Source organism: Streptomyces sp. NEAU-sy36 (assembly GCF_013423905.1).
Lineage (GTDB): Bacteria > Actinomycetota > Actinomycetes > Streptomycetales > Streptomycetaceae > Streptomyces > Streptomyces misionensis.
This window is the reverse complement of record NZ_CP058977.1, coordinates 4,804,247-4,827,386: the sequence shown is the minus strand read 5'-3', so window position 1 is coordinate 4,827,386 and position 23,140 is coordinate 4,804,247. Positions and strand designations below refer to the sequence as shown.

Below are 23,140 nucleotides of genomic sequence, written 5' to 3'. Positions count from 1 at the left end.
CAATGGATTTCCCGGGCTTTCCGGACGGCCTGCCGTTACGCGCCCACCGGGCCCTGCGGCACGTGACCGCCCGCGCGTCCGGGCCCGCGCTCGCCCCCGGCCCGCACATCACCCTGAACTTCCACCCGGACCGGCTGTCGGGCGGGCTCCCCGTCCTCGACTCCCTCGCCCGGGACGGCGTCTACCACTCCCAGTTCGTCACCGGCACGAGCAACGGCGGCCTCACCGCGCACCCGGGCGGCGACCGCTGGCGCTGGGAGAGCCGGATCTTCGGCGGCGCCTACGACGACGCCGAGGCGGAGGAGCGGCCGGTGTACGGCGCCCTGGACTTCCGCCGCCAACCGGGGGGCGCCGCGCCGCGGTTCGGCTCCTCCTTCCTGCGGCTGGACGCACCCGTCGCGCACCGGGCCACCTTCTGCTACCCGGACAGCGCGGCCGAGCCCACCGACTTCGGGGTGGCCGGCGCGATGCCGCTGATCACGCTCGCCGAGGCGGACGAGCGGGACGCGCTCGACGACTACATCGAGTGCCATGTGCACGGGGGCGTGCTGCTCACCCGGGACGTGCGGGCGCTGGTGCTGGACCCGAGCTACCGGGGCACACCCGTGGAGGCGGCGGCCCGGCGGCTGCCGTTCCCGCTGGAGTGGCATCCCGGCTACCGGCTCACCGCCGACCGGCTGCACCGCCACGCCGACTTCCGGGGCGCCGAGTACACCCGCCTGGGCGCCCGGATCGCGGAGCGGGGCGTACTCACCCCGCGGGTCATCGGCGACGCGGCCCGCACCGGCCGCTACGACCTCCAGGACCTGAAGAAGGTCTGGCACGTCCTGGCCCGCTTCGGCGCCGTCCGGGAGCCGTCCGCGGTCGGGAACTGACGACCGGCGACCGCCCGGTGGGCGCGGCTCCGGGGGCCGGCGCTGCCGCGCCGTTCATCCCCTGCCCCCGCTCCGCCGGGGGCAGGCCCGCGTGTCAGGGTGCCTCGGGCGGCCACACCCCCGGGGCCAGCACCCCCGACGCGTAGGCGCGGGCCACCAGTTCGGTGCGGTTGGCGGCGCCCCAGCGGGCGGAGAGACGGCGCAGGTGGTAGTTGACGCCGTCGGTGGTGAGGCCGAGTTCGCGGGCGGCGCGGGCCGTGGTGGCGCCCGAGGCCAGCAAGGCCAGCACCCGGCCCTCGACGGGGGTGACCGGCGTGGGGGCGGGGACCGGCGGGGCGGCGGGGCGCTCGTCCTCGATCCGCAGCATCACCAGCAGCGCGGGCGTCTCCTCCACGCTGTCGCTCACCGGGTCCGCGGTCAGCTCCCCGTACCGCTCGCCCCCGTCCGGCGCCCGCCAGCACACCGAGACCCGGTAGCGCGAACGGCGCCGCAGCCGCAGCGCCTCGACGATCCGCTCCACCTGCGTGGCCCGCTGCGGGCGGAACAGCTCCAGCACGTCCCGGCCGCGCAGCCGCCCCGGCGTCGTGCCGCACTCCGCGGCCATCGCGGGATTGGCGAGCACCACACGGCCGTACGCGTCGCACACCGCGACCGGCACCGCCACCCGGTCGAACAGGGTCAGGGCGCGGTTGCGCCAGACCACGGCGTCGCCCGTCTCCACGCGTACCTCCCGACGTGCCGCAGTGTCCGCCTCATCCAAGACGAAGGCCCAGGCCGGCGCCAAATCGGCGGGGCACCGGCCGCGGCCGCGCGCAAGTCCCGCGGGCCGGTTTCCACTGCACGATCGTGTAGTGGTGTGGTCCCGACCGGGGGAGCGCGGCGAGCAGGCTGGAGCGCGAGAGACTCGCGCACCGTGAAAGGGAGTTGCCGCGCCATGCCCCCCACCGCACCGCATCCCGCCCCCTCCGGCGTCCCCGTCGTGGACCTCGGCACCACCGGTGTCGGACGCACCCCCATCCAGCACACCATGGGCCTGATGCGCACCCACGGGCCGGTGCTGGTGCGCCGGCTGCACGGCCGGGAGACCCTGTTCGTCGCGGACACGGACCTGGTCGCCGACCTGGCCGACGAGGACCGCTTCGCCAAGCACGTCGGACCCGCGCTGGAGAACGTGCGCGCCTTCACCGCCGACGGCCTGTTCACCGCGTACAACGACGAACCGAACTGGGCCAAGGCGCACGACATCCTGATGCCCGCCTTCGCGCTCGGCTCCATGCGCACCTACCACCCGGTGATGCTGCGGGTGGCCCGCCGGCTCATCGACTCCTGGGACCGCGCGGCCCACGCCGGGCGCCCGGTCGCCGTGGCCGACGACATGACCCGGATGACCCTCGACACCATCGGACTCGCCGGATTCGGCTACGACTTCGGCTCCTTCGGGCGCGAACGGCCGCACCCCTTCGTGGAGTCCATGGTCCGCTGCCTGGAGTGGAGCATGACCCGCGTGGCCGCGCCCGCGGACCGCGACCACGCGGCGGCCGACGCGGCCTTCCGCCGGGACGCGGACTTCCTCGCCGGGGTGGTGGACGACGTCGTCGCCGCCCGCACCGGCACCGACCAGAGCGGCGCCGAGGACCTGCTCGGGCTGATGCTCAGCGCGCCGCATCCGGCGGACGGCACCACCCTGGACGCCGCCAACATCCGCAACCAGGTGATCACCTTCCTGATCGCGGGGCACGAGACCACCTCGGGCGCGATGTCCTTCGCCCTGTACTACCTGGTCAAGCACCCCGCCGTGCTCCGGCTGGTGCAGCGGGAGGCCGACGCGCTGTGGGGCGACGCGGCCGACCCGGAGCCGACGTACGAGGACGTCGGACGGCTCACCTACACCCGCCAGGTGCTCAACGAGGCGCTGCGGCTGTGGCCGACGGCCGCCGCGTTCAGCCGGCACGCCCGCGAGGACACCCTGCTCGGCGGCCGGATCCCGCTCGTCGCCGGACAGCCCGTCACCGTGCTCACCCCGATGCTGCACCGCCAACCCGTCTGGGGCGACAACCCGGAGCTGTTCGACCCCGAGCGGTTCACCGCCGAGGCGGAGCAGGCCCGCCCGGTGCACGCCTTCAAGCCCTTCGGCACCGGCGAACGCGCCTGCATCGGACGGCAGTTCGCGCTGCACGAGGCGACCATGCTGCTCGCCCTGCTGGTGCACCGCTACCGGCTGCACGACCACGCCGGCTACCGGCTCGACGTGAAGGAGACCCTGACCCTCAAGCCCGAGGGCTTCACCCTCACCCTCACCCCGCGCACCTCCGCCGACCGGGTCCACGCCCCGCTGCCCGGCACCCCCGCGCGGAGCGAGCCGACGACGGCCCCGGACGCTCTCCCGTCCCGGGTCCGCCCCGGCACCGGCGTGCTCTTCCTGCACGGCAGCAACTACGGCACCTGCCGCGCCTTCGCCAGGCAACTCGCCGACGAAGCAGCGGCGTTGGGCTGCGCCACCGAGGTGGCCGCGCTCGACTCCTACGCGGACGGGCTGCCCACGGACCGGGCCGTCGTCATCACCGCCGCCTCCTACAACGGCCGCCCCACCGACGACGCCACCGCCTTCACCGCCCTGCTCGACGGTGTCCCCGACCTCACCGGGGTGACGTACGCCGTCCTCGGCGTCGGCGACCGCAACTGGTCCGCCACCTACCAGCAGGTCCCCACCCGCATCGACGCCCGCCTCGCCGAACTCGGCGCGACCCGGCTCACCGACCGGGCGGCCGCCGACGCCTCCGGCGACCTCACCGGCACCGTACGGGAGTTCACCGACCGGCTGCGCACCGCGTTGCTGACCGCGTACGGCGATCCGGACGCCACCCGGGACGCCCGGCCGCAGCCCGGACACGCCTACGAGGTGCGCACGCTCACCGGCGGCCCGCTGGACGCCCTGGCCGAACGGCACGGGCTGACCGAGATGACCGTCACCGAGGCGTACGATCTCACCGCTCCCGGCCACCCGCGCACCAAGCGGTTCCTGCGCATCGCCCTGCCCGACGGCGTCACCTACCGCACCGCCGACCACCTGGCCGTCCTCCCCGTCAACGCCCCCGGCCTGGTGGACCGCGCGCTCGCCGCTTTCGGCCTGGACGGCGGCACCGTCTTGGACATCCGCGCCACCCGGGCGCGGCGCGACGGTCTCGCGGTGGACCGCCCGCTGACCGTACGGCAGTTGTTGACCCACCACGTCGAGCTGCAGGAGCGGCCCACGGCCCGGCAGCTCGCCCTGCTCGCGCAGGCCAACCCCTGCCCGCCCGAGCGCGCCGCCCTCGCGGCCCTGCCCGGTGACGACCCGCGCACCCTCGTGGAACTGGCCGAGGACCACCCGGCGCTGCGCGGCGCCCTCGACTGGCCGCTCCTGCTCGACCTGCTGACCCCGCTGCGGCCCCGCCACTACTCCCTCTCCTCCTCCCCGGCGGCCGACCCGCGCCACGCCGACCTGATGGTCTCGGTCCTCGACGCCCCCGCCCGCTCGGGCCGCGGCCGGTACCGGGGCACCGGGTCGGGCCACCTGGCCGGCCTGCGGCCCGGCGACACCGTGTACGCCCGGGTGCAGCCGTGCCGCGAGGCCTTCCGCGTCGACGGTTCCGCGCCGGTGGTGATGGTGGCCGCGGGCACCGGACTCGCCCCGTTCCGCGGCACCGTCGCCGACCGGGTCGCCGCCGTGCGCGCGGGCGGCCGACTCCCGCAGGCGCTGCTCTACTTCGGCTGCGACGCGCCCGACGCGGACTTCCTGCACGCCGAGGAGCTGCGTGCCGCCGAGGCCGCGGGCGCGGTCCGGCTGCGCCCGGCCTTCAGCGAGGCACCCGAGGACGGTGCCCGCTTCGTGCAGCACCGGATCGCCGCCGAGGCCGACGAGGTGTGGGCGCTGCTCTCCGCGGGCGCCCGGGTGTACGTCTGCGGCGACGGCGCCCGCATGGCGCCGGGCGTCCGCGAGGCGTTCCGTACCCTGTACCGGGAGCGCACCCCGGGCGCCGACGAGGCGGCCGCCGGGCGCTGGCTCGACTCCCTGGTGGCGCAGGGCCGTTACGTCGAGGACGTGTACGCGGCCGGCTGAAGCCGGGAACGCCGCCCCGCCGGGACGCGCACGGACCCCCGCCTTAGCTCACAGCGTGAACTAAGGGTTGGTGGAAAGTCGCGTTCCGGTCGCCCGAAGGAGTATGTTGCAGGTCGGGCATGGTTCGTGAAAGGAGCCGCATGGCGGGGCGGAACGGGCGCACGGTACGTGACCTACGGCGGGGCAACCGCACCGCGGTGCTGCAGAGGCTGTACTTCGACGGTCCGTTGAGCCGCTTCGAGCTGGGTCCGGCCACCGGCCTCAGCTCCGGCTCGGTCAGCAACGTGGTCGCCGATCTGGTCGCCGACGGGCTGGTGGAGGAGGCCGGCAGCGTCGACTCCGACGGAGGCCGGCCCCGCACCCTGCTGCGGGTCTCCCCGGACAGCGGGCAGCTGATCGGCGTCGACGTCGGCGAGACCCGCGTCCGCATCGAGCTGTTCGACCTCGCCCTGACCGAACTGGCCCGCACCGAACGCCCGCTGACCCCGCTGGGCTACGACGTCGAGGTCATCGCCGGGCACATCCGCGACGGCGTGGCCGAGATGCTCGCCGCCGAGGCCGCCGTGCCCGAGCGGCTGCTGGGCATCGGCATCGGCGTGCCCGGCATCGTGGAGCACACCGCCGACCGGGGCGCCGTCGTGCACGGGCAGACCATCGGCTGGGAGGCGGTACCGCTGGAGCAGCTGCTCCGCTCCTCCTCCGAACTGCCGGAAACCGTCCGGTACTTCATCGACAACGGCGCCAAGACCCTGGGCCAGGCCGAGATGTGGTTCGGCGCGGGGCGCGGCGCCCGCAACGCGGTGGTCGTGCTCTTCGGCTCCGGCGTCGGCGCCTGCCTGGTCACTCCCGAGGTGGAGCGCGGGCGGGCCGTCGAGTGGGGCCATCTGACGGTACGGGTGCGCGGGCGCCGCTGCCGGTGCGGCGCACCCGGCTGCCTGGAGGCGTACGCGGGCGCCGAGTCGCTGCTCGCCCGCTGGCGCGAGGAGGGCGGTCGGCCACCGGCGGACGCCGACGAGGAGACCGCGCTCACCGCCATGCTCGCCGCCGCCTACCCCGCCGAGGGCCGCGCGGCGGACCCGGTGGCGCTGGCCGTCCTGGAGGAGACCGCCGAGTACCTGGGGGCGGGACTGTCCGACCTGATCAACCTCTTCCAGCCCGAGCGGATCATCGTCGGCGGCTGGGCCGGGCTCCAGCTCGGCACCCGCTTCCTGCCCGCCGTACGCCGGCACGCGACGACGTACGCCCTGCGCCACCCCGCCGACAAGGTCACCATCGAACTGGGCCGGCTCGGCCCGGACGCGGTGACCGTCGGCGCCGCGATCCTCCCCCTGGCCGACTTCTTCGCCGCCGGCGGTCACCGCCCCGCCCCGGCCCCCGAGAGCCCGCCCCCCGCCTGGCGGACGGCGCTGCGGGAGCGCACCCCGGGGGCGTGACGGGGCGCGCCGGCCCGCGGCGCCTCAGCCGTTCTTCAGGGCGCGGCCGAGCAGCGGGAGCAGCCGGTCCCAGTGGCGCTGGTAGGCGGCCGGGTCGAAGGCGTCGGTGTCGGACATGGTGAAGCCGTGGACGCTGCCGGGGTAGACCTCGGTGGTGTGACCGACGCCGGCGGCCTCGAAGGCCCGCTCGATCTCGCGGATGGCCTCCGGTGACATGTCGTTCTCCGCGAGGCCGAGGTGGACCTCGGCGGTGAGGCGCTGCGGGATGAGCCGGTGCGGGCTGTCGGGGTCGTCGGTGACCAGGAAGCCGGGGTGGAACCCGGCGACCGCGGCCACCCGGCCGGGGTGCGCCGTCGCCGTACGCATCGCCAGGACGGCGCCCATGCAGTAGCCGATCGCGCCGACCGGCCCCGGGGCCACCTCGGGCCGGGCGGCGAGGAACGCGAGGAAGGCGTCGGCGTCGCGCAGCACCCGTTCGGTGGTGTGCGCGTCGACCAGGGGCTTCAGCCGGGCGATGACCGCGGGCCTGTCCTCCTCGCCGATGTGCTCGGGAAGGTCGATCAGCGGCGCCGGGCCCTCGCGGTAGTAGACGTTGGGCACGAGCACGCAGTACCCGTGTCCGGACAGCGTCCGGGCCATCTCCTCCAGCACCGGCCGCAGGCCGAAGGCGTCGGGGTAGAGCAGCACACCCGGGTGCCGTTCGCCGTCGTCGGGGAAGGCGGCGTACGCGTCGGCGACGCCGTCCGGGGTGGGGACCGAAAGAGTCTTGGTGGGCATGTCCGGTCATGCTTCCCCGGGCCCGCGCCGACGCACAAGGCACCGGGCCGACCGGTCACCCGTCCCGGTGAGACGCAGTGCCCCCTCAGTCCGAGGGCTCCTGCGGCTCCGGATGCTCCGGGTGGACCGTCCCGGTGCGCGGGGCGTTCCGGGGGCCGGTGCCCGCCTCGTCCGGGTCGGGGGTCTCCTCGGCCGGGCCGGGCGCCGGGTGGTCCGGGTCCCAGTGGTCGTCCGGGTGGGACTGCTGGTCGGGCAGGTCGCGCGGGACCGGGTCCGGCGGGTGGCCGGGCTTCTGGTCGGACTGTTCGTCGTGTCGCTGGTCGTTCTCTGCGGCCATGTCGATTCTCCCAGTGGCGTCCGGTCAGCCCATCGTGCCGCTGTGCATCGGCGCGGTGTCCATGCCGCCGCCCTGCCGCAGCCCGTCCAGGAATTCCTCCAGCACCTCCGTCGCCGTCCACCGCGGCCGCCAGCCCAGTTCCTCGTGGGCCCGGGTGCAGTCCATCAGCGGCAGGCGCAGCACCGCGTCGAACAGGTGCGGGGAGGCCGGCAGCAGATGCAGGCCCCATGCCGCGGCGATGGCCGAGCGGGCCGCCGTACGCGGCAACCGCATCGGGCGGGCGCCGAGCAGTTCGCCGAGCACGGTGGCGTCGAGCGGGGGCTCGGCGGCGAGGTTGAAGGCGCCGCGGGCGGTCGGCGAGTGCACCGCGAGCCGGTATGCCTCGGCGGCGTCGTCGGTGTGCAGGGCCTGTACCCGCAGGCCCGGGATGTCCGGCAGGAACGGCAGCAGGTCGGGCCGGGCCAGCCGGCCGGGCAGGAAGCGCCCGCCGAAGATCCGGCGCTGCTCGCTCGCCGACTCCCACTTGAACAGGAAGGCCGGCCGCATCCGCACCACCCGCACCTCGGGGTGATCGCGCTCGAACACGTCCAGGGTGCGCTCCAGGTACGCCTTCTCCCGGCAGTACGCGGCGTCCGGCCACCCGTGCGTCGGCCAGGACTCGTCCACCGCGCGGTCCTTGGGGCCCGGCGAGTACGCGCCCACGGAGGAGGCGTGCACCAGCACCGGCACCCGCGCCGCGGCGACCCCCTCCAGCACCCGGATCCCGCCGAGCACATTGGTCCGCCAGGTGGTCGCCGGATCGTGCGTCGGCTGGAACGCCCACGCCAGATGGATCACCGCGTCGGCGCCCTCGAACCGCTCGGCCAGGTTCGCCCGGTCCGACGCCAGGTCGACGGCGGACCACTCGGTCCGCGCCGGCGACCAGTCGGGGATGCGCCGGGCGATGCCCCGCACCGACTTGATCCCGGGATCCTGGGAGAGCAGACGCACCACGCTCGTACCGACATTGCCGGTGGCCCCCGTGACCACCACCCTGCTGCCCGCTGAGCTGCTCACCTTGGCTCCTTCCGGTCCTCGGGCGAAAGGCCCGCACCGACCGGCCGGGTACCCGGGGGCCCCTGGCGCACACGCGTGCCCGACGCGCACCGCGCGTCCCCGGGACGGCTCCGGCGCATCCCGTCGCGCGAGCAGAGGAAAGCCCCGGCCGTGACGGGGGGATTCACGGCCGGGGCGGTCTGTGGGTGGGCACGGATGGCGGTCGCCTCTCGGCGAAAGGCTCCACAGGGCTTCAGCCGAACGATCGTCCCTGTGGGCAAAAGGTGAGGCCCGGGGACACTGTCCCATCCGCACCCACGGTCGGTTCAACGGGCGGGCGGACCGTGGTGTTCCACCCCCGTCCGTGACCTGCCTCACACACCACGGCCGTCAGGCGAAAGGGCTGGTGTCGAGGCGTGCCAGCAGGTCGGCGGGGTCCGCGTAGACCGCCTCCGCGCCCGCCTCCTCCAGATCGGCCCGGGGGAGTCCGCCGCACAGCACGCCGACGCAGCGCACCCCGGCCTTGGTGCCGGCCCGCATGTCCCAGACCGTGTCTCCGACGAACACCGCCCGTGAGGCCGGTACTCCGGCCAGCTCCAGCGCGTGTTCCACCGGCTCCGGAGCGGGCTTGCCCTGCTGGACGTCGTCGCTGCTCGCGGTGTCGGCGATGGCGTCGTCCGCGTCGATCGCCCGGCGCAGCGCGCCCAGCTCCGAACCGCTCGCCGAGGTGGCCAGCACGACCGTCCAGCCGTCATGGTGCAGCCGCCGCAGCAGCTCCCCGGCGCCCGGCAGGGCGGGCAGCCGGTCGAAGTACTGTCCGTACAGCGCCTTGTGCGCGGCGCTGAGCGCGTCGTCCTGCTCCCGGTCGCGGTCCTCGCCCAGCAGATGCGCGATCAGGTCCGACGAACCGAGGCCGACCGCCCGGTGCACCGCGTGCATGGGCACGTCGTGTCCGGCCTGCCGGAACGCCTCCCACCAGGTGACGACGTGCAGATGATTGGTGTCGACGAGGGTTCCGTCGACATCGAAGACCGCGGCGCGCTCCATACGGTGACCCTCTCTGGCAGGACTTTTTCCGTTCCGGTTCCGGGTACCACGTCACGCCCGCGCCACGCGTGCCGGCACCCGGCCGTGCCGCGTCCAGCCCAGTAGCTCGTCGGCCGACCAGGTGGTCACCACCCGCTCGGCCGGCACCCCGCACTCCTCGGCCCGGGCACAGCCGAGGATCTGCCAGTCCAGCTGGCCGGGCGCGTGCGCGTCGGTGTCGATCGAGAACAGCGTCCCCGCGGCCACCGCCCGGCGCAGCAACCGCCGGGGCGGGTCCAGCCGTTCGGGCCGGCTGTTGATCTCCACGGCCGTTGCGGACTCGGCGCAGGCGGCGAACACCTCGTCCGCGTCGAACCGCGACTCCGGCCGCCCCCGGCCCGTGACCAGCCGCCCGGTGCAGTGCCCGAGGACATCGGCGTGCGGATCGCGTACGGCGGTCACCATCCGACGGGTCATCGCGCGGGCGTCCATCCGCAGCTTGGAGTGCACGGAGACGACGACCACGTCCAGCCGCTCCAGCAGTTCGGGCTCCTGGTCCAGCGAGCCGTCGTCGAGGATGTCGCACTCGATCCCGGTGAGCAGCCGGAACGGCGCCCAGCGCGTGTTCAGCTCCGCCACCACGTCCAGCTGCTCGCGCAGCCGCTCGGGCGACAGGCCCCGGGCCACGGTCAGCCGCGGGGAGTGGTCGGTGAGCACGGCCCACTCGTGGCCGACGGCGGCCGCCGCCCGCCCCATCTCCTCGATCGGGCTGCCCCCGTCGGACCAGTCGGAGTGGGTGTGGCAGTCGCCGCGCAGCAGCGCCCGCAGCGTCGCCCCGGGCCCCTGTGCGGCCTCGCTCCCGGCCTCCTCCTCCAGCCTGCGCAGATACCCCGGCACCTCGCCGGACAGGGCCTCCCGCACCACCTGGGCGGTCTTCGGCCCGACGCCCTTCAGCCCCTCCAGCGTCCCGTCCGCCGCCCGCGCCGCCACCTCGCCGGGCCCGAGCCCGTCGAGCACCCGGGCCGCCGTGCGAAAGGCCCGCACCCGGTAGGTCGGCGCCAGCGCCCGCTCCAGCAGAAACGCGATCCGCTCCAGGGCGGCAACGGGGTCCATGCAGCCAAGGTTGCCTCAGCGCCCGGCACCCGGCACCCGGCGCGGGGAGCCGCGCATCGGCCGTTTTGCCGGTTCCGCCCCGGGTACTGCGGTGACTCGTCCGAGAGCCGACCACCGAAGGAGGCACACCATGCCCGCATCCCCGGCCGCGCGCCGCACGGCAGTCGTCACCGGCGCGGACTCCGGCATCGGCCGGGCCACCGCCGTACGACTGGCCGAGGCGGGCCTGGACGTCGGCATCACCTGGCACACGGACGAGCAGGGCGCCGAGGAGACGGCGCGGGAGATCCGGGAGAAGGGCCGCACCGCCGCCGTCGCCCGGCTGGACCTGACCCGGCTGCCCGAGGCCGCCGACACCGTGGACGAGCTGTGCGAGACGCTCGGCCGGCTCGACGTGCTGGTCAACAACGCCGGCACGGGCACCAGCACGCCCTACCTCGACCTCACCCTGGAGGACGTCCGCCGGGTCCTGGACGTCGACCTCGTCGGCCCCTTCCTGTGCGGGCAGCGGGCGGCCCGGCACATGATCCGGCAGGGCGACGGCGGCCGGATCGTCAACGTCACCTCGGTGCACGAGCACCAGCCCCGGGTCGGTTCCGCCCCGTACTGCGCGGCCAAGGGCGGGCTCGGGCTGCTCACCCAGGTGATGGCCCTGGAGCTGGCCGAGCACGGCATCACGGTGAACGCGGTCGCGCCGGGTGAGATCGCCACCCCGATGACCGGCCAGGAGGACACCGACGTCCGCGGCGTGCGCCGCCCCGGGGTGCCGCTCGGGCGGCCGGGCGACGCCCGCGAGGTCGCGGCCGTGATCGCCTTCCTCGCGGGCCCGGACGCCTCCTACGTCACCGGCGCCTCCTGGAGCGTCGACGGCGGCATGCTCCGCATGGGACCGCAGGCCGGCTCCCATCTGACCAGCGACGACTGGCGCCGCCCGTGAGCGCGGACGGCGCCGGTGCGCGGCGACCCGTCGGCGGGCGTTCCGTCCTAACCTGAATTGCATGACCGAACAAGCAGCTCCCCACATCTGCCGGCCACGGGTCCTGGTGCTCGGCGTCTGCCCGGGGAAGCCGGGCGAGCCGCCCTTCCGGGTCGTGGAGATCGACAAGGAGGTGATCGGCGAGGCGAGGACCGTCACCGACGTCCTGGAGGTCGCCGCGGCTCACGGCATCACCATCCACGACCTCGACGACCCGGACGTGGTCCGCTGGGTGGGTGGCGACAAGTACACCTGGAAGCTGCACTGAGCCGTTCGCTCAGCCGACCGTCCACTTCTGGTTGGGCCCGCCGGTGCAGGACCAGATCTGCAGCCGCGTCCCGTTGGCCGAGTCGTTCCCGGTGACGTCCAGGCACTTGTTCGCCTGCGGGTTCACGATGTCGTGCGCCCCGGTGACCGTCCACTTCTGGTTGGCCCCGCCCGTGCAGTCCCACAGCTGGACCGTCGAGCCGTCCGCCGTGCCCGCGTCGGTGACGTCCAGGCACTTGCCGAGCGCCCGGATCGTGCCGTCCGAGCCGACCGTCCACGACTGGGCCGCGGTGCCGTTGCAGTCGTAGAGCTGGACCGGGGTGCCGTTCGCGGAGTTGGCGCCTGCCACGTCCACGCACTTGCCCGCCAGCCCCCGGATCGGGAGCCCGGCCGCGCTGTCCGTGGTCGTGACGGACACCGAGTCCACCACCAGCTGCGCCGGGAGCTGGGTGCTGCCGTCCGGGTCGCCGGGCCAGTAGCCGCCGACCGCCAGGTTCAGGATCAGGAAGAACGGCCGGTCGTTGTAGACCCAGGTCTTGCCGCCGAGGTCGGCGGGCGTGCGCCGCTCGTAGACGTTTCCGTCCACGGACCAGGTGATCGAGTCCGGTGCCCAGTCCACGGCGAAGGTGTGGAAGCCGTCCGCGAAGGCCTGCCCGTTCGGCAGCGAGTAGGCGGCGCCGATGCCGCCCGAGCCGGAGTAGCCGGGGCCGTGGATGGTGCCGTGCACGGTCGAGGGCTCGAAGCCGACGTTCTCCATCACGTCGATCTCGCCCGAGTCCGGCCAGTTCACCGGGGTGCCCAGCATCCAGAACGCGGGCCACATGCCCTGCCCGCGCGGGATCTTCATCCGGGCCTCGACATGGCCGTAGCGCGCGGTGAACTTCCCCGAGGTGTTCAGCCGGGCCGAGGTGTACTGGCACGTGCCGTACCAGCACTGGTAACCGGCCGGGTTCTCCTTGCGGGCCGTGATCACCAGATGGCCCTGGCCGTCCAGGGCCGCGTTGTGGGTGCCGGAGGTGTAGTACTCCCGCTCGTGGTTGTTGACGTTGTCGCCCGTCTCCAGCGTCCACTTCGAGGAGTCGACCGGTGAGCCCGCGGGCCCGTCGAAGGTGTCGGAGAAGGCGGTCACGGTCGCGGCGGGCGCGGCGGCCGGGTCGGCGGGACGCGCGTGGGCCGGGCCGACGGCGGCCGAGCCGATCAGCACGGCGGACAGGGCCGCGAACAGACATCTGCGCAGCAGGCGTGGGGAGGCCATGGCACTCCGATCGTGGGGGGTCGGTGGGGGGAAGTTTCCTGGTTGATTTAAGGAGTGAGATAAGGGGGCGTCAAGAGTCGGGCACAGACCTTCACTTGAGGCGCCGGTCATGCCCCGGTTTCCGTTCACGCTCCCGGGGCACTCCGCCCCCGGTCCCGCGTGCCGCCGCCCCGCCAGGGGTCCGGCGGTGCTTGGATGCACCGGGCGGCGAAGCGGACACACCGCCGCGAACCGGAAACGAGGAGGTGGCGGATGGACCGGCGGACGACACCCCGTGCGGTGCTGCTCGTCGTCGGTGAACTCCTCCTGTGGTGGGTCGCGTTGACCCTGCTCTGGCTGGTGCTGATCAGCAGCGTCTACCCCCTCGAGTGGATCGTGGGCGCGAGCGTCGCCGCCGTGGGCGCGCTGCTGGCACGGGCCGGCCGGCGGGCGGTGAGCTGGCGGTGAACGGCTGGATCCTGGCGGCGACGGTCGAACTGGGCGGGGGAGGGGCGGCCGCCCTGTGGGGCGTGACCACCGGGGGGACCGCCCGCCGCGTCGTCGCCCAGAACCTCACCACCGCGGCCCTGTGCCCGGCGCTGCTGCTGCTCGCCCAGGGGTACGGCCGCCCCGCCTACGTCGACCTCGCCCTGCTGCTCGCTCTGCTCGGACCGGTCGGCACCCTGGTCTTCGCCCGGCTGCTCCACGAGGACCTGGAGGGACAGCGGCCGAGCGCCTGGGGGCTCACCTACGCCGTGGCCGCGGTGGGCGCCGTGGTCGTGGCCGCCGTCTGCGCGGCCACCGGGCCGGGCCGGGCCATGGTGAAGCTGCTGGTGATCGGCGCCCTGCTGATCGGCGGCAACCTGATCGCCTCACGGGCCCTGTCGGGCGCCTTCCGGGGGGTGCGCGGTGGCTGAGCCGGCACCCCGGACGGGAGGTGGGGCATGGACGAAGCCGTGATCCTCGTGGCCCTGCTGCTGGTGGCCGGCGCGGCCACCGCGGCCGTGGCCCAGCGCGACCCCGCCCGCCAGGCGCTGGTCCTGTCCGTCCTCGGCATCCTGCTGGCCGTGCTGTTCACCGTGCTCCAGGCGCCCGACGTCGGCCTGTCCCAGCTCGCCGTCGGCGCCGTCCTCACCCCGCTGCTGGTCATGCTGTCGGTGCGCAAGATCCGCCGCCGCGGCCGGGACCGGGACGGCGCGCGGTGAGCCGGCGGCTGCGGCTGTGGCTGCTGGCCGTGGGCGGCGCGGGCCTCGCCGCGCTGCTGACCGCCGCCTGCCTCGACCTGCCCGGCTTCGGCGGCCGTTCACACCCCTACGGCACCCGTGCGGTGCACGCCTCCCTCACCCGGCACACCGCCAACACCATCGCCTCCGTCAACTTCGACCAGCGCGCCTACGACACCCTCGGCGAGATGAGCATCCTGTTCGCCGCCGTCCTCGGCTGCGTGGTGCTGCTGCGCCAGGCCCGCGACGAACACCTGGCCCGCCCCGAACCCGCCCGCGTGGCCCTGCCCGTGCGCCGCTACGCGCTGCTCGTGATGCCCGTCGCCCTGGTCTGCGGCCTGTACGTCATCGCCCACGGCCAGCTCAGCCCCGGTGGCGGCTTCCAAGGCGGGGTGGTCGCCGCGACCGCCCTGCACCTGCTGTACCTCGGCGCCGACTACCACGCGCTCGAACGCATCCGGCCCCTCGGCGTCTTCGAGGCCACCGACGCCCTCGCCGTCTGCGCCTACCTGGTGCTCGGCCTCGCCGGGGTCCTGGCCGGGACCGCGTTCCTCGCCAACACCCTGCTGCCGTACGGCACGTTCAACACGCTGTCCTCGGGCGGCACCGTCCCGCTGCTGAACGCGGCCGTCGGCATGGAGGTGGCGTGCGCGGTCGTCGTCCTGCTCGCCAACTTCCTGGACCAGGCCGTCGAGATCGAGGAGGAGCCCGCAGGGTGAGCACCGTGACGCACGTCCTGCCGTACCTGGTCGCCGCCTACGTCTTCCTGACCGGCGTGTACGGCCTCGCCACCAGCCGCAACCTGATCCACGCCGTGGGCTGTCTGTCGGTGTGCCAGGTCTCCACGTACATCCTGCTGCTGGCGGTCGGCTACCGGTCCGGCGGCACCGCACCCGTCTTCTCGGACATCAAGCCGGGCTCCCGGCCCGTGGTGGACCCGGTGGTACAGGCCCTCACCCTCACCGACATCGTCGTCGGCGCCACCGTCACCGCCCTGCTGCTCGCCCTGGTCCTGCAGATCGTCAAACGGCACGGCACCGTCGACCCCGACGAACTGCGGGAGCTGCGCGGCTGATGCGTCATCTGCTCCCCCTCCTCGTCGCGGTGCCGCTGCTCGGGGCCGCCCTGCTGGCCGCCGCGGGCCGCAGACTGCCGCGCGCAGCCGCCGAGCTGACCGGCCTCGTCGTCTCCGCCGCGACCGCCGCGCTCGCCCTCGTGCTGCTGCTCGGCTCCTCACCGCCGATGGTCGAGTGGGTCGGCGGCTGGACGCCCGTCGGCGGCGAGAGCGTCGGCATCGAGCTGATCGGGGACGGCCCGTCGCTCGGCATGGCGGCGCTCGTCTCCCTGCTCGCCCTCTCGGCCCTCGCCTACTCCTGGCGCTACTTCGACGAGCCGCCGCACGGCCACGCCGGTTCGTTCCCCGCGCTGATGCTGGTCTTCCAGGGCGCCATGTGCGGATTCGCCGTCGCCGGGGACCTGTTCAACGCCTTCGTGTTCTTCGAGCTGATGAGCGTGGTGGCCTACGCCCTGACCGGCTACCGCATCGACGAGGCCAAGGCGGTCCAGGGGGCGTTGACCTTCGGCGTCGTCAACTCGCTGGGCGCGTACGGCATGCTGACGGGCATCGCGCTGCTGTACGCCCGCACCGGCGAGCTGTCCATGACGAAGATCGGCCGGGGTCTCGACGGCACGGCCGGTCACGGCGGCCCCGACGCACTGGTGCTGGCCGCCTTCGTGCTGGTGCTCACCGGGCTGCTGGTCAAAGCGGCCACCGTGCCCTTCCACTTCTGGCTCCCCGACGCCCACGCCGTCGCCCCCACCCCGGTGTGCATGCTGCTGTCCGGCGTGATGGTCGAACTGGGTGTGTACGGCGTCTGGCGCGTCTACGGCACCGTCTTCGCCGGACCCGGCGGCATCCCGGCCGCCGACCTGACCCGCGCCCTGCTGACGCTCGGCGTGCTCACCGCCGTCACCGGCGCCGTCATGTGCTGGTACCAGCGGCACATCAAACGGCTGCTCGCCTTCTCCACCATCGCCCACACAGGCCTGTTCCTCGTCGCCGTCGGCGTCCTCACCCCCGAGGGCGACGACGGGGCCGCCCTGTACATCCTCGGCCACGCCGGGGTGAAGGCGGCGCTGTTCGCCTGTGCGGGCGCCCTGCTGGACCGGTTCGGCAGCGTGGACGAGCACGCGCTGCACGGCCGGGCGGGCCGGCTGCGGACCACCGCCGTGCTGTTCGCCGTCGGCGGTCTCGCCCTCGCGGGCCTGCCGCCGTTCGGCACCGGGCTCGGCAAGGCGGTCAGCGAGGAGGCGGTCGGCGGCCCGCTCACCGTGGTGTACGTGGCCGTCTCCGCGCTCACGGCGGCCGCGGTGCTCCGGGTGACCGCCCGCGTCTTCTTCGGCCTCGGGCCGCCCCCCGAGGACACCGACGCCTACCAGACCAGCGGCTCCGAGGAGGAGCCGGAGACCTCCGGGCTGGTCGGCCGGGTCCCGGACACCATGACCACGGTCGCCGCCGTGCTGCTCGCCGCCGCGCTCGCCGTGGGCACCGTCCCCGGCTTCGGCGACCTCGTGGCCCGCTCGGTCAACGAGGCGGGCTCGGGCGGTGCCCGGGCCTCGGCCGCGTGGACCGCGCACGGCGTGCTGCTCGGTCTGCTCTCCGCCGTCCTCGCCGTGGCCGTCGCCGCCGTCACCGTCACCCGGCCGCGCCGCCCGGCCGCCCCCGCGTGGACCACGTCCCTGCGCCGCCTCCAGTCCGGCCATGTCGGCGACTACGTCGCCTGGGTGGTGGTCGGCGCCACGCTGCTGGCCGCGCTCGCCCTGCCCGGCGTGCTCGGCGGCTGACCGGGGCACGCCGGTGCCGCATGCGGTGAAGGCAATGAATGCGCTTCACCCGAGCAAATTTCTGCTGGTGCGGTCAAAGACTTGCCCTGCCGGCGATGAGAGTTTCCTTGAAGAGGCCGCGACACGGCGTTCTCGACGCGGACCGTGACCAACACTGCCGCGCATGGCCACGAACGTTCTCGACGCGACCGCCCCCACCGGTGCCGGCCGCCGCACACCCTGGAAGACCCCGGCCGGCGAGCCCGCGTACGCCCGCCCCGCACTGCTGGTCCTCACCGCGCTCGCCGCCCTGCTCTACTCCTGGGACATCGGGCACAGCCAGTACCACACCTTCTACGCCGACGCGGCCCGCAGCATGACGCAGAGCTGGAAGGCGTTCTTCTACGGCTCTTTCGACCCCGGGAATTCCATCACCCTCGACAAGACCCCGGGATTCCTGTGGCCGCAGGCGCTCTGCGCCCGCCTCCTCGGCTTCCACCCGTGGACCCTGACCCTGCCCCAAGTCCTCGAAGGCGTGGCGAGCCTGCTGGTGCTGTACCGGCTGGTGCACCGCTGGGCCGGGACCCACGCGGCCCTCGTCGCCGGTGCGGCGTTCCTGGTGACCCCGGCCGCGGTCGGTCTGTTCCGCACCTCCGTCGAGGACCCGGCGTTCACCCTGTGCCTGCTGCTCGCCGCCGAGGCCACCCAGCGCGCCGCCCGCTCCGGCCGGCCGGGCCCGCTGCTGCGGGCCGGTTTCTGGGTCGGCGCCGCCTTCCAGGCCAAGATGCTGGAGGCCTGGGCCGTGCTGCCCGCGCTCGCCCTGGTCCACCTGGTCTCGGCCCCGGTCGCGCTGCGCCGCCGGCTCGCCCACCTCGGCCTGGCCGCCCTGGTGACGGTCGCCGTGTCGGCCTCCTGGATGCTCGCCGTCACCCTCGTACCGGCGAAGGAGCGGCCGTACGTGGACGGCACCACCGACAACTCCGCGTTCAGCATGGTCGTCGGCTACAACTTCCTGAACCGCTTCGGCTCCCTGGGCGTCAGCGCGGCCGCCACGGGAAGCGTGAGCGCGACCCAGGGGAGCGGGCACCGGGCCGGCGCCGGGCGGGGGACCGGCGGGCCGGGCGCCGCGGTCCCGGATGCGACCGGGCACTTGGGCGCACGGCACGGCACCGGTGCGACGGGCGCGGCCGGGCCCGCCCACCGGGGTGCCGGGGACCGGGGCGCGGCTGGTCCCGGGGGCGCCGCGCCCCGGGGCGGGGGCGATTTCGGCGGCGCCCGCGACGGCTGGGCGAAGATGTTCGGCCCCGCGCTCGCCGCCCAGACCGGCTGGCTCTACCCGTTCGCCGCCGTGGCCGCAGGCTGCGGAGTGCTCTGGCGCCGGGGGCGGCCGCGCACCGACGCGGCGCGGGCCGGCTTCCTGCTGTGGGGCACCTGGCTCGCCACGTACTTCCTGGTCTTCAGCGCCGGCAGCGTCGGCCCGCACACCTACTACATGGGCGTGATCGCCGTACCGCTCGCCGCGCTCACCGGCGCCGGGGCGGTACGGCTGTGGCGCGCCCACCGGGCCGGCGGGCGCCGCGCGTGGGCCCTGCCGGGCGCGGTCGCGGCGACGACGGCCTGGAGCGCGTACCTGGCCGGCCGCTTCCCCGCCTTCCTGCCGTGGCTGGCACCCGCGGTGGCCGTGCTCGGGTCGGCCGCCACCGTCCTGCTGGTCCTCACCCGTCCTGGCCGCCCCCGCGCCGGCGGCCGGCTCGCGCTCGGCGGACCGGCCGCCGCCCTCGCGGCCCTGCTCGCCGCCCCGACCGCGTGGGCGGTGCAGGTCTTCGACCCCGCGTACGGCACCGCGGGCATGGGCTCGGTCGGCCCGACCGCCCCGGACCGGGGCACCGCGCACACCGGCACCCCTGGCGCCCAGGCGGCCCGCGGACATACGCCCGCCTCCGCCGGGCCCGGTGCCTGGGGCGGCATCGCCTCGGACGGCGGCATGACCCCGGCCCAGCGCCGGCTGCTCGACTACACCCGCGCCCACCGGGGTTCCGCCCGCTATGTGTTCGCCACCACCAACTGGAACGCGGCGTCCCCGTACATCCTCGCGACCGGCGCCGAGGTGCTCCCGCTCGGCGGGTTCAGCGGCCGGGTGCCCTTCCCGACGCCGGCGCGGTTCCGCCGGCTGGTGGCCGAGGGCCGGGTCCGGTACGTCCTGGCGGGCGGCAGCGCGGGGTTCGGCCCGGCGGCGGCCGGTACGGCGAACGCGACGGCCGGGAAGACGGCGGCGACGCGGATCTCCGACTGGGTCGCGTCCTCCTGCGCCGAGGTCCCGGCCGCGGCCTACGGTGGCACGGCCGCCGCCCCGGGCCAGACGCTCTACCGCTGCGACGTGGGTCAGTAGCATGAACGCGGCAGCCCGGAATGATCATGCGAGGAGCAGATCGTGCGAGACATCGCCGTCTTCAGCGGCAGTGCCCATCCCGACCTGGCCGAGGAGGTCTGCGCCCACCTCGGTGTGCCGCTCAGCCCCACGCGGATCAGCCGGTTCGCCAACGACTGCCTGGAGGTCCAACTCCAGGCCAACTGCCGGGAAAGGGACGTCTTCCTGATCCAGCCGCTGGTCAAGCCGGTGCAGGAACACCTGGTGGAGCTGCTGCTGATGTGCGACGCGGCGCGGGGCGCCTCGGCCTCCCGGATCACCGTCGTCATGCCGCACTACTCCTACGCCCGCTCCGACAAGAAGGACGCGCCCCGCATCTCCATCGGCGGGCGGCTGGTCGCCGACCTCATGGTGGCGGCGGGCGCGAGCCGGGTGCTCGCCATGACCCTGCACTCCCCGCAGGTGCACGGTTTCTTCTCGGTGCCGGTGGACCATCTGCACGCGCTGCGCGAACTGGCCGACCACTTCCGGCAGTACGACCTCTCGCGCACCACGGTGGTCTCCCCGGACCTCGGCAACGCCAAGGAGGCCGCCGCCTTCGCCCGGCGCATCGGCGCACAGGTGGCGGCGGGCGCCAAGCAGCGGTACGCGGACGACCGGGTGAGCATCAGTTCCGTCATCGGCGAGATCGCCGGGCGGGACGTCATCGTGCTCGACGACGAGATCGCCAAGGGCAGCACCGTGATGGAACTGCTGGACCGGCTGCGGGAGTCGGGCCCCCGCTCGATCCGAGTGGCGTGCACCCACGGGCTGTTCGCCTCCGGGGCGCTCAAGCGCCTAAGCGAGCAGCCCGACGTGCTGGAGATCGTCTGCACCAACACCGTGCCGATCCCCGCCGACGAGCGCACCGAGAAGCTGCGGGTGCTGTCCATCGCCCCGGCCCTCGCGGAGGCGGTACGGCGCATCCACGACGGCGAGTCCGTCAGCGCCCTGTTCGAGGAGGGCTGAGGAGCGGCTCACCACGAACCGGAGGCGGCGCCGGCCTGCTCCAGGGCCGCGTCCGGCGTGGCGTGCGGCGGCAGCAGCCGGGACAGGCCCGTCACCCGCAGCACGCGCAGGGTCAGCGGATGGGTGCACACCAGGTGCAGCCGTCCGTCGCCCGCCTGGACGTGGGCCCGCGCCCGGTAGAGCAGGCGCAGCCCCGAGCAGTCGAAGAAGTCCACGGGCCGCAGATCGATCACGACCCGTGCGCCGGGGCGGGCGGTGACCCGGTCCAGGACCGGGAGGATCTCCGCCGCCGCGCTGATGTCGATCTCGCCCCGGAACTCCAGGACGGTGTGCGCACGATAGGCGTACACACGCAGATGCCGGGTGAGGGACACGGGCTCCCGTCGCACCTCGGCATCACCTCCCACCCGCACCCGGACGTCGGTTATCGACCGTCAAGTTACCCTCGATGGAAGGAATTTGAGCATGTTCGATTGACATATGTCTTGCGGTTTGAGGCGTGTCTCGCCGGGGCAGCTCAGTCGACCAGCAGGACCAGCTTCCCCGTGGTGCGCCCGGTCTCTCCCTGTTCGTGCGCCTTCGCGGCATCCGTCAGCGGGTACGTCCCCGCGATCGTGGCCCGCAGTTTCCCGGACTCCACCAGTTCCGCGACCGACCGCATTCCGGCCCGGTCGGCGTCCACCAGCATCCGTACCGCCCGTACGCCGAGCCGCTCGGCCTCGTCGAACAGCTCACGGGAGCCCACCGGCAGGATGGAGACCAGGACCCCGCCCGACCGCAGCATCCGCAGCGAGCGCAGGGACGTCTCGCCGCCGAGGGTGTCCAGGACCACGTCCACGTCCCGCACCGTTTCCGTGACATCGGTGGACCGGTAGTCGACGGGCTCGTCCACGCCGATCTCCCGCAGGAAGCCGTGCTTGCCCGCGCTCGCCGTGCCGATCACGTACGCGCCGCGCGCCTTGGCGATCTGCACGGCCACGTGCCCGACCCCGCCGGCCGCCGCGTGGATCAGCACCCGTTGCCCCGGCCGCACGTCGGCCTGCTCCGTCAGCGCCTGCCAGGCGGTCAGCGAGACCAGCGGCAGCGCGCCCGCCTGGGTGTGGTCGATCGACGCCGGCTTGTGCCACAGGGCGCGGACCGGGGCGATCACGTACTCGGCGTGCGAGCCGTGCCCGAAGGGGTAGGGCAGCATGCCGAACACCTCGTCGCCGGGCCGGAAGGCGGCCACGCCGACCCCCGTCGCGGCGACCTCCCCGGACACGTCCCAGCCGAGCACGAACGGCGGCTCGCCCAGGAACCCGCCGGTGGCCCGGTGTTTCCAGTCGGTGGGGTTCACCCCGGCGGCCCGCACCCGGACCAGTACCTCGTTCGGCCGCGGCTCGGGCCGCTCCAGCCGTACTTCCTTCAGCACCTCGGGACCGCCGAGGACGTCCTGACCGATGGCTCGCATGGTGTTCACGTCGCTCATGGTCCCCCAGCCTGCCCCACCCCGCGCGTCCGCGAAACGGCGCCATGATCCGATTTCCGGCCCGTCCTCCAACCTTCCGGGCCGCTCGCGTGTCCAAGAGCCGTACGGATCCGGGAGCGGAAGGGGCGGCGCATGCGCAGAGGGCTGGTCACGATGGCACTGGCGGGCCTGACGGCCGTGGCGGCGGCCGGCTGCGGCCACGGCGGCGGCCCCAGGGCGGACCTGGTGGTACGCGGCACCCCGCCCGCCACGCCGTACCGGGGGCCTCTCCACGTCCCGGTCAAGAGCGCCGACGACAGCAGTCCCGAGGCGCTGTCGGCCGCATCCGGAGCCGCCGGGCGGGCGCTGGAGTGCGACGGCCGGATCTTCGACGGCGCCGGGCCCGACGGCTGGAGCGAGTCCGACGGCGGCGCCACCCCCGAGCAGGGGCTCGCGCTCTACCTGGACATGTTCCAGCCGGAACTGCCCGACCACGGATACCGCGTGGAGCGCCGTGAGGCCGACCGGGTGCTGTTCTCCCTGGACGTCGGCGGCCGTACCAAGGCGGCCGTGGTGGTGGCCAAGGACCAGCCGAACCGTCCCGGCTGGGGCCCCGAGACCAGCGCCTCCTGCGACCCGGCCGAACTCCCGGCGAGCTTCACGGCCACCACCGGCCGGGAGATCTGGACCGGCCGCGACGGCAGGAGGGTGCCGGTGACCACGCTGGAGAGCTCGTCGGGGCCGGAGCACTGCGGCTGGGAATCCGCCCACTTCCTGGACATGGGCCGGCGGAACTACGCCCGCGACCCCAGGGGCGTCCTCGCCGGCGAGGGTCTGCTCACCGCGCCGTACCGGGGCCGGGTGGACCATCTGCCCGCCGACGCGTACGACACCGGGTACCGCTACCACGACTGGCGGCTGTGGCTCACCCCCGACCGCGCCACCGCCTACGTCCGCACCGCGCACGGCGTGGAGGCCTGGCCGCTGCTGAAGCCGAAGGTGGGCTGCGACTGACGTCCGGCGGCGACGCACCGGCGCTTCCCCATATCCGTGCGCCGGCGTGTCCCCGGCGGCCACACTGGACCGCACTCGTCACTTC

The 23,140-nt window shown here is 74.4% G+C and carries 22 protein-coding genes and 1 pseudogene; 14 read left to right on the top strand and 9 right to left on the bottom strand.

Annotation, left to right across the window (positions count from 1 at the left end):
• Positions 1 to 2: 2 nt before the first annotated feature.
• Positions 3 to 1,021: pseudogene (locus HZZ00_RS21945) on the top strand (DUF3626 domain-containing protein).
• On the opposite strand, the gene HZZ00_RS21940 reads toward HZZ00_RS21945, so the two are convergent.
• Complete coding sequence (locus HZZ00_RS21940; RefSeq protein ID WP_180328040.1) at positions 970 to 1,596, bottom strand: PAS domain S-box protein; 627 nt, start codon at positions 1,594 to 1,596, stop codon at positions 970 to 972. The pseudogene HZZ00_RS21945 and the gene HZZ00_RS21940 overlap by 52 nt on opposite strands.
• A gap of 213 nt (positions 1,597 to 1,809) precedes the next feature.
• On the opposite strand from HZZ00_RS21940, the gene HZZ00_RS21935 reads away from it, so the two are divergent.
• Both HZZ00_RS21935 and HZZ00_RS21930 read left to right on the top strand, forming a co-directional pair.
• Positions 1,810 to 4,974, top strand: a complete 3,165-nt coding sequence (locus tag HZZ00_RS21935; RefSeq protein WP_180328039.1) for a cytochrome P450 — start codon at positions 1,810 to 1,812, stop codon at positions 4,972 to 4,974.
• Positions 4,975 to 5,114: 140 nt separating this feature from the next.
• Positions 5,115 to 6,407 carry an ROK family transcriptional regulator gene (locus tag HZZ00_RS21930; RefSeq protein ID WP_180328038.1) on the top strand — a complete coding sequence of 431 codons (1,293 nt, stop codon included), beginning with the start codon at positions 5,115 to 5,117 and terminating at the stop codon, positions 6,405 to 6,407.
• Positions 6,408 to 6,431: 24 nt separating this feature from the next.
• Here HZZ00_RS21930 and HZZ00_RS21925 read toward each other — a convergent pair whose 3' ends face one another.
• From HZZ00_RS21925 to HZZ00_RS21905, 5 genes are all read right to left on the bottom strand, one after another.
• Positions 6,432 to 7,184 carry a dienelactone hydrolase family protein gene (locus tag HZZ00_RS21925; protein ID WP_180328037.1) on the bottom strand — a complete coding sequence of 251 codons (753 nt, stop codon included), beginning with the start codon at positions 7,182 to 7,184 and terminating at the stop codon, positions 6,432 to 6,434.
• An 85-nt stretch (positions 7,185 to 7,269) separates the two neighbouring features.
• Entirely contained in the window at positions 7,270 to 7,521 is a 252-nt protein-coding gene (locus HZZ00_RS21920; protein WP_180328036.1) for a hypothetical protein, read from the bottom strand.
• Between the two features lie 24 nt (positions 7,522 to 7,545).
• On the bottom strand, positions 7,546 to 8,577 hold the full coding sequence (locus HZZ00_RS21915) for an SDR family oxidoreductase (protein ID WP_180328035.1): 1,032 nt from the start codon (positions 8,575 to 8,577) through the stop codon (positions 7,546 to 7,548).
• A 369-nt stretch (positions 8,578 to 8,946) separates the two neighbouring features.
• Complete coding sequence (locus tag HZZ00_RS21910; RefSeq protein WP_180328034.1) at positions 8,947 to 9,603, bottom strand: HAD family hydrolase; 657 nt, start codon at positions 9,601 to 9,603, stop codon at positions 8,947 to 8,949.
• A 51-nt stretch (positions 9,604 to 9,654) separates the two neighbouring features.
• Complete coding sequence (locus HZZ00_RS21905) at positions 9,655 to 10,695, bottom strand: PHP domain-containing protein (RefSeq protein WP_180328033.1); 1,041 nt, start codon at positions 10,693 to 10,695, stop codon at positions 9,655 to 9,657.
• Between the two features lie 130 nt (positions 10,696 to 10,825).
• On the opposite strand from HZZ00_RS21905, the gene HZZ00_RS21900 reads away from it, so the two are divergent.
• The gene (locus tag HZZ00_RS21900) at positions 10,826 to 11,632 is read left to right on the top strand and encodes an SDR family oxidoreductase (protein ID WP_180328032.1); all 807 of its coding nucleotides are present in this window, start codon (positions 10,826 to 10,828) and stop codon (positions 11,630 to 11,632) included.
• 61 nt (positions 11,633 to 11,693) lie between these two features.
• On the top strand, positions 11,694 to 11,939 hold the full coding sequence (locus HZZ00_RS21895) for a hypothetical protein (protein ID WP_180328031.1): 246 nt from the start codon (positions 11,694 to 11,696) through the stop codon (positions 11,937 to 11,939).
• 9 nt (positions 11,940 to 11,948) lie between these two features.
• Here HZZ00_RS21895 and HZZ00_RS21890 read toward each other — a convergent pair whose 3' ends face one another.
• Complete coding sequence (locus HZZ00_RS21890) at positions 11,949 to 13,193, bottom strand: lectin (RefSeq protein WP_180328030.1); 1,245 nt, start codon at positions 13,191 to 13,193, stop codon at positions 11,949 to 11,951.
• Positions 13,194 to 13,445: 252 nt separating this feature from the next.
• Here HZZ00_RS21890 and HZZ00_RS21885 point away from each other — a divergent pair, with 252 nt between their 5' ends.
• The 8 genes from HZZ00_RS21885 (at position 13,446) to HZZ00_RS21850 (ending at position 20,594) form a co-directional block, all read left to right on the top strand.
• Entirely contained in the window at positions 13,446 to 13,640 is a 195-nt protein-coding gene (locus tag HZZ00_RS21885) for a hypothetical protein (protein ID WP_180328029.1), read from the top strand.
• On the top strand, positions 13,637 to 14,089 hold the full coding sequence (locus tag HZZ00_RS21880) for a monovalent cation/H+ antiporter complex subunit F (RefSeq protein WP_180328028.1): 453 nt from the start codon (positions 13,637 to 13,639) through the stop codon (positions 14,087 to 14,089). The genes HZZ00_RS21885 and HZZ00_RS21880 overlap by 4 nt, the downstream gene beginning before the upstream one ends.
• A 27-nt stretch (positions 14,090 to 14,116) precedes the next feature.
• Positions 14,117 to 14,377: a hydrogenase subunit MbhD domain-containing protein gene (locus HZZ00_RS21875; protein WP_180328027.1), complete on the top strand. Its 261-nt coding sequence runs from the start codon at positions 14,117 to 14,119 to the stop codon at positions 14,375 to 14,377.
• A complete protein-coding gene (locus HZZ00_RS21870; RefSeq protein ID WP_180328026.1) occupies positions 14,374 to 15,114 on the top strand; it encodes an MnhB domain-containing protein in 741 nt (246 codons plus the stop codon). The genes HZZ00_RS21875 and HZZ00_RS21870 overlap by 4 nt, the downstream gene beginning before the upstream one ends.
• Positions 15,115 to 15,119: 5 nt before the next feature.
• Complete coding sequence (locus HZZ00_RS21865) at positions 15,120 to 15,470, top strand: sodium:proton antiporter (RefSeq protein ID WP_180333653.1); 351 nt, start codon at positions 15,120 to 15,122, stop codon at positions 15,468 to 15,470.
• Positions 15,470 to 17,239, top strand: coding sequence for a complex I subunit 5 family protein (locus tag HZZ00_RS21860; protein WP_180328025.1), 1,770 nt, complete (start codon positions 15,470 to 15,472; stop codon positions 17,237 to 17,239). Before HZZ00_RS21865 ends, HZZ00_RS21860 begins: the two co-directional genes overlap by 1 nt.
• Before the next feature lie 163 nt (positions 17,240 to 17,402).
• Positions 17,403 to 19,607, top strand: coding sequence for a glycosyltransferase family 39 protein (locus HZZ00_RS21855; protein ID WP_180328024.1), 2,205 nt, complete (start codon positions 17,403 to 17,405; stop codon positions 19,605 to 19,607).
• Between the two features lie 42 nt (positions 19,608 to 19,649).
• The gene (locus HZZ00_RS21850; protein ID WP_180328023.1) at positions 19,650 to 20,594 is read left to right on the top strand and encodes a ribose-phosphate pyrophosphokinase; all 945 of its coding nucleotides are present in this window, start codon (positions 19,650 to 19,652) and stop codon (positions 20,592 to 20,594) included.
• A gap of 8 nt (positions 20,595 to 20,602) precedes the next feature.
• Here HZZ00_RS21850 and HZZ00_RS21845 read toward each other — a convergent pair whose 3' ends face one another.
• Both HZZ00_RS21845 and HZZ00_RS21840 read right to left on the bottom strand, forming a co-directional pair.
• Positions 20,603 to 20,983 (bottom strand): anti-sigma factor antagonist, encoded by a 381-nt coding sequence (locus HZZ00_RS21845; RefSeq protein ID WP_070023276.1) that lies wholly within the window; start codon positions 20,981 to 20,983, stop codon positions 20,603 to 20,605.
• A gap of 128 nt (positions 20,984 to 21,111) precedes the next feature.
• Positions 21,112 to 22,062 carry an NADP-dependent oxidoreductase gene (locus HZZ00_RS21840; RefSeq protein WP_180328022.1) on the bottom strand — a complete coding sequence of 317 codons (951 nt, stop codon included), beginning with the start codon at positions 22,060 to 22,062 and terminating at the stop codon, positions 21,112 to 21,114.
• A gap of 132 nt (positions 22,063 to 22,194) precedes the next feature.
• On the opposite strand from HZZ00_RS21840, the gene HZZ00_RS21835 reads away from it, so the two are divergent.
• Complete coding sequence (locus tag HZZ00_RS21835) at positions 22,195 to 23,055, top strand: hypothetical protein (protein WP_180328021.1); 861 nt, start codon at positions 22,195 to 22,197, stop codon at positions 23,053 to 23,055.
• Positions 23,056 to 23,140: the final 85 nt, after the last annotated feature.

What these genes read in the sequence shown, in the direction of transcription:
- HZZ00_RS21920 (WP_180328036.1), bottom strand. Translation starts at nt 7,521, where the DNA reads ATGGCCGCAGAGAACGACCAGCGACACGACGAACAGTCCGACCAGAAG.
- HZZ00_RS21885 (WP_180328029.1), top strand. Translation starts at nt 13,446, where the DNA reads ATGGACCGGCGGACGACACCCCGTGCGGTGCTGCTCGTCGTCGGTGAA.
- HZZ00_RS21930 (WP_180328038.1), top strand. Translation starts at nt 5,115, where the DNA reads ATGGCGGGGCGGAACGGGCGCACGGTACGTGACCTACGGCGGGGCAAC.
- HZZ00_RS21840 (WP_180328022.1), bottom strand. Translation starts at nt 22,062, where the DNA reads ATGAGCGACGTGAACACCATGCGAGCCATCGGTCAGGACGTCCTCGGC.
- HZZ00_RS21925 (WP_180328037.1), bottom strand. Translation starts at nt 7,184, where the DNA reads ATGCCCACCAAGACTCTTTCGGTCCCCACCCCGGACGGCGTCGCCGAC.
- HZZ00_RS21835 (WP_180328021.1), top strand. Translation starts at nt 22,195, where the DNA reads ATGCGCAGAGGGCTGGTCACGATGGCACTGGCGGGCCTGACGGCCGTG.
- HZZ00_RS21895 (WP_180328031.1), top strand. Translation starts at nt 11,694, where the DNA reads ATGACCGAACAAGCAGCTCCCCACATCTGCCGGCCACGGGTCCTGGTG.
- HZZ00_RS21855 (WP_180328024.1), top strand. Translation starts at nt 17,403, where the DNA reads ATGGCCACGAACGTTCTCGACGCGACCGCCCCCACCGGTGCCGGCCGC.
- HZZ00_RS21905 (WP_180328033.1), bottom strand. Translation starts at nt 10,695, where the DNA reads ATGGACCCCGTTGCCGCCCTGGAGCGGATCGCGTTTCTGCTGGAGCGG.
- HZZ00_RS21860 (WP_180328025.1), top strand. Translation starts at nt 15,470, where the DNA reads ATGCGTCATCTGCTCCCCCTCCTCGTCGCGGTGCCGCTGCTCGGGGCC.
- HZZ00_RS21900 (WP_180328032.1), top strand. Translation starts at nt 10,826, where the DNA reads ATGCCCGCATCCCCGGCCGCGCGCCGCACGGCAGTCGTCACCGGCGCG.
- HZZ00_RS21935 (WP_180328039.1), top strand. Translation starts at nt 1,810, where the DNA reads ATGCCCCCCACCGCACCGCATCCCGCCCCCTCCGGCGTCCCCGTCGTG.
- HZZ00_RS21875 (WP_180328027.1), top strand. Translation starts at nt 14,117, where the DNA reads ATGGACGAAGCCGTGATCCTCGTGGCCCTGCTGCTGGTGGCCGGCGCG.
- HZZ00_RS21910 (WP_180328034.1), bottom strand. Translation starts at nt 9,603, where the DNA reads ATGGAGCGCGCCGCGGTCTTCGATGTCGACGGAACCCTCGTCGACACC.
- HZZ00_RS21890 (WP_180328030.1), bottom strand. Translation starts at nt 13,193, where the DNA reads ATGGCCTCCCCACGCCTGCTGCGCAGATGTCTGTTCGCGGCCCTGTCC.